The 4,819-nt window shown below is 70.3% G+C and carries 3 protein-coding genes and 1 pseudogene; 2 read left to right on the forward strand and 2 right to left on the reverse strand.

The genetic code is table 11. The features are described 5' to 3' along the window. Both pulA and C1J00_RS38285 read left to right on the forward strand, forming a co-directional pair. Nucleotides 1-3,236, forward strand: a 3,236-nt coding sequence (pulA, locus tag C1J00_RS38280; protein WP_146046341.1) for a pullulanase-type alpha-1,6-glucosidase, incomplete at its 5' end; no start/stop codon positions are given. Between the two features lie 148 nt (nt 3,237-3,384). After that, nucleotides 3,385-3,741, forward strand: a complete 357-nt coding sequence (locus C1J00_RS38285) for a 5-carboxymethyl-2-hydroxymuconate Delta-isomerase (protein ID WP_102913503.1) — start codon at nt 3,385-3,387, stop codon at nt 3,739-3,741. A gap of 6 nt (nt 3,742-3,747) precedes the next feature. Here the strand turns inward: C1J00_RS38285 and C1J00_RS38290 are convergent, their stop codons facing one another. Both C1J00_RS38290 and C1J00_RS38295 read right to left on the reverse strand, forming a co-directional pair. Continuing rightward, nucleotides 3,748-4,437, reverse strand: coding sequence for a TetR/AcrR family transcriptional regulator (locus C1J00_RS38290; protein ID WP_102913504.1), 690 nt, complete (start codon nt 4,435-4,437; stop codon nt 3,748-3,750). 93 nt (nt 4,438-4,530) lie between these two features. Continuing rightward, nucleotides 4,531-4,819 (reverse strand): annotated as a pseudogene (locus C1J00_RS38295) (hypothetical protein); the annotation flags it as partial.

The following is a 4,819-nucleotide window of genomic DNA, read 5'->3' on the forward strand; positions in this document are numbered from 1 at the left end:
CCCCGGAGCCGCCCGCCGCCTCCTCCCGCGACTACGCGATCGTGCACTACAAGCGCGCCGACGGGGACTACGCCGACTGGGGCCTGTACGCCTGGGGCGACCTCGCCGAGGGCGAGGCCACCGAGTGGCCCGAGAGCCACCCCTTCACCGGCCGCGACGCCTACGGCGCCTTCGCCTGGGTCAAGCTCAAGCCCGGCGCCTCGAACGTCGGCTTCCTCGTCATCGACAAGGACGGCACCAAGGACGTCGCCACCGACCGCACGATCGACGTCACCAAGACCGGCGAGATCTGGATCGAGCAGGGCAAGGACACTGTCACCACCGAGCGGCCCGCGTACCCGGCCCCCGACAAGAGCAAGGCCGTCCTGCACTACCACCGGGCCGACAGGAACTACGACGGCTGGGGACTGCACGTCTGGACCGGCGCCGCGAACCCCACCGAGTGGTCGAAGCCCCTCGAACCGGTCAAGACTGATTCCTATGGCGCAGTCTTCGAGGTACCGCTCACCGACGGAGCCACCAGCCTCAGCTACATCCTGCACAAGGGCGACGAGAAGGACCTGCCCACCGACCGGTCGCTCGACCTCAAGGCGAACGGCCACGAGGTGTGGCTGGTGAGCGGCCAGGAGAAGTACCTGCTCCCGCAGCCCGAGGGCAGCGCGGCCGCCCTCGACCTCACCACCTCCAAGGCCGTCTGGATCGACCGGGACACCCTCGCCTGGAACGGCTCCGACACCGCCGCCTCCACCCAGCTGCTCTACGCCCGCGACGGGTCGATCGCGGTGAAGGACGGCGCCCTGACCGGCGACGCGAAGTGGCTGCGCCTGTCGAAGAGCGAGCTGACCGACGCCCAGAAGGCGAAGTTCCCGCATGTGAAGGCGTACGACGCCTGGACCGTCGACCCGCGCGACCGCGACCGTGTCCGTGAGGCCCTGCGCGGCCAGGTCGTCGCCACCCAGCACGCCGCGAACGGAGCGGTGCTCGCCGCGACCGGTGTCCAGATCGCCGGTGTCCTCGACGACCTGTACCCCGGCGCGACGAAGGCCGACCTGGGACCGACGTTCTCCCAGGGCCGCCCCACCCTGTCCGTGTGGGCGCCGACCGCGCAGTCCGTCGCCCTGGAGCTCGGCACCGGGACCGTCCCGATGAAACGCGACGCCACCACCGGCGTCTGGTCCGTCACCGGCCCGAAGTCCTGGAAGGGCAAGCCCTACCGGTACGTCGTGAAGGTCTGGGCGCCCAGCGTCCGCAAGGTCGTCACCAACAAGGTCACCGACCCCTACGCCCTCGCCCTCACCGCCGACTCGAAGAGCAGCCTCGTCGTCGACCTGGGCGACAAGGCGCTCAAGCCCTCCGGCTGGTCGGCGTACACCAAACCGAAAGCCGTACCGCTGAGGGACGCGCAGATCCAGGAGCTGCACATCCGGGACTTCTCCGTGGCGGACCGCACGGCGAAGCACCCCGGCACCTACCTCGCCTTCACCGACAAGGCCAGTGACGGCAGCAAGCACCTGCGCGAGCTGGCGAAGGCGGGCACCTCGTACGTGCATCTGCTGCCCGCGTTCGACATCGCCACCATCCCGGAGAAGAAGGCCGACCAGGCGAAGCCCGACTGCGACCTGCCCTCCTTCCCCGCCGACTCCGACCGGCAGCAGGAGTGCGTCGGGAAGATCGCCGCGAAGGACGCCTACAACTGGGGCTACGACCCGTTCCACTACACGGTCCCGGAGGGCTCCTACGCCACCGACCCGGACGGCACCGCCCGCACGGTCGAGTTCCGCCGGATGGTCAAGGCCCTCAACGGCGACGGGCTGCGGGTGGTCATGGACGTCGTCTACAACCACACCGCCGCCAGCGGCCAGGCGGACACCTCCGTCCTGGACCGGATCGTGCCCGGCTACTACCAGCGGCTCCTCGCCGACGGCTCGGTCGCGAACAGCACCTGCTGCGCCAACACCGCCACCGAGAACGCCATGATGGGCAAACTCGTCGTCGACTCGGTCGTCACCTGGGCGAAGGAGTACAAGGTCGACGGCTTCCGCTTCGACCTCATGGGCCACCACCCGAAGGCCAACATCCTCGCGGTCAGGAAGGCCCTCGACGCGCTGACCGTCGCGAAGGACGGCGTCGACGGCAAGAAGATCATCCTCTACGGGGAGGGCTGGAACTTCGGCGAGATCGCCGACGACGCCCGGTTCACCCAGGCCACACAGAAGAACATGGCCGGCACCGGCGTCGCCACCTTCTCCGACCGTGCCCGCGACGCCGTGCGCGGCGGTGGCCCCTTCGACGAGGACCCCGGCGTCCAGGGCTTCGCGTCCGGTCTGTACACCGATCCCAACTCCTCCGAGAACAACGGAACCGCGGCCGAGCAGAAGGCCCGCCTGCTGCACTACCAGGACCTGATCAAGGTCGGTCTCTCCGGAAACCTCGCCGGCTACCGCTTCACCGACACCGCGGGCGAGGAGGTCGAGGGCTCCGACGTCGACTACAACGGCGCCCCCGCCGGCTACGCCGACGCCCCCGGTGAAGCCCTCGCCTACGCCGACGCGCACGACAACGAGACCCTGTTCGACGCGCTCGCCTTCAAACTGCCCGCTTCGACGAGCGCGGCCGACCGGGCCCGGATGCAGGTCCTGGCCATGGCCACGGCCACCCTCTCGCAGGGCCCGGCCCTCTCCCAGGCGGGCACCGACCTGCTGCGCTCCAAGTCCCTGGACCGCAACTCCTACGACAGCGGCGACTGGTTCAACGCCGTCCACTTCAGGTGCGAGGACGGCAACGGCTTCGGCCGCGGCCTGCCCATGGCGGCGGACAACGCCGACAAGTGGCCGTACGCCAAACCCCTGCTGACCAGGGTCGAGGTGGGCTGCGAGCAGATCGAGGGCACCTCGGCCGCGTACCGCGACCTGCTGCGGATCCGCAGCACCGAGAAGGACTTCTCCCTCGGCACGGCCGCACAGGTGCAGTCCAGGCTCTCCTTCCCACTGTCCGGCCAGGACGAGACACCCGGCGTGATCACCATGCGGCTCGGTGACCTCGTCGTCGTCTTCAACGCCACACCGCAGCGGCAGGAACAGCACGTGCCCGCACTCGCCGAGGCGGGGTACCGGCTGCACCCGGTCCAGACGGCGGGGGCGGACTCCACCGTCAAGTCCTCCTCCTACGCTGCCGAAACGGGCACGTTCGCCGTCCCGGGGCGCACGGTCGCCGTCTTCACCCGGGCAGCCGGATAGCGCACACGTCGGGTGGGGCGTGCCGTGAGCCACGGCACGCCCCGCCCCCGTACGCCCCGGGGTCGCCGAGAGGGACGCCGACGGCATCCGGCACAGCCCCGGCACCCCTGTCTAAGGTGAGCCCACTGGCCCAGAAACAGGAGTACTGATGCCGCAGATCACCGTCGACTATTCCGCCGACCTCGCCGACGACTTCGACCGGCCCGGATTCGCGAAGGCGCTGCACGAGGCGACGGTCGAGATCGCGGCCGCCAAACCGCCCGCGTGCAAGAGCCTGTTCCGCCCGACCGAGGACATCGTCGTCGGCCCCGAGGCCGAGGGGCACGCCCATGTGCACGTCCACATCGCGCTGCTCGCGGGCCGCACCGACGAGGTCAAGGCCCGGCTCACCCAGGCCGCGCTGGAGCTGCTGCGGACCCACCTCAAGCCCGCCGAGGGGGTCGCGCTGCACGCCTCCGCCGAGGTCCGCGACCTGGACCCCTCCTACGCCAAGTTCGAGAGCTGAGCCGGCTCAGCTCGCCAGGGCGATGAGCCGGCCGACCAGCATCGCGAACGGCCCGTCGGCCGGCTCGTCCTTGACGACGCCGCGCAGCAGCGCGGCCATCTCCTCGTCGTAGGCGGCACTGACCGCGGCGAGGGCGGCGAAGTCGTTGACGAGCTGGGGCTCCAGTTCCTCGCGCGGGATGCGCCGGCCGTCCAGCCAGATCAACGCCGTCGACTCGGCGAGCGAGATCCAGGAACGGACGACCAGTTCGAGGCGCGCGGGCGGATCGGTCACGCCCAGGTGCGAAAGGATCTGGACATACGCGGCCTGCCGTACGGAGTCGACGAGCGCGTTGGTCGTCGAGGAGCCGACCGCCGGACCGCCGCGCATCAGGGCGGAGAAACCGGGCCCGTGTTCGTCCACGAAGTCGAAGTAGCGGTGCATCACGCGCAGCAGCCGTGCCCCCAGCGGACCCTCGTACGGCTCCACGAAACGGGCCGCCAGATCGTCCGATGCCCGCTGCAACGCGGCCTCGTACAGGCTGAGTTTGCCGGGGAAGTAGTGGTAGACCAACGGGCGTGAAATGCCCGCGGCCGACGCTATCTCGTCGATGGAGACCTCGTCGGGCGAGCGGCGGCTGAACAGTTCGAGGGCGACGCCGATCAACTGCTGCCGCCGCTCCTCGACTCCCATTCTGCGGCGAACCCCGATAGTCATACGAACACCTTACCGATCGATTCCGGCCTCGAACGGGCCGGATCGATCGCGGGGTCCCGAGGCCTCACCTCGCGGGCCCGGAAGCCGCTCGCGTCAGCGCAGTCCGCGCAGCGAACGCCCGTCCTTCAAGGTCCCCTTGAGCTGAGCCTGCGCTCCCTGCTCGGCCGGCACGGTCAGCAGACTGCTCCGCGCCACCCCGTCCACGCCGCCCGTCGCCCGGATCGACGCCGTCTTCCGGCTTCCGGCGGCCAGCAGGTACCAGCCGCCGGCCTTCGACTTCCACAGCACCCCGGCCAGCACATACGGGTCCCGCGGCCCGCACGCCGGGACGTTCTCGGCCTTCGCCGCCGCCGCCCCGTACGCCCCGCCCGGCGTGTGGAAC

Source organism: Streptomyces cahuitamycinicus, assembly GCF_002891435.1.
Classification (GTDB): Bacteria; Actinomycetota; Actinomycetes; order Streptomycetales; family Streptomycetaceae; genus Streptomyces; species Streptomyces cahuitamycinicus.

Bases quoted from the DNA above. Each gene is read 5' to 3' on its own strand.
- C1J00_RS38285 (WP_102913503.1), top strand. From the start codon at position 3,385: ATGCCGCAGATCACCGTCGACTATTCCGCCGACCTCGCCGACGACTTC.
- C1J00_RS38290 (WP_102913504.1), bottom strand. From the start codon at position 4,437: ATGACTATCGGGGTTCGCCGCAGAATGGGAGTCGAGGAGCGGCGGCAG.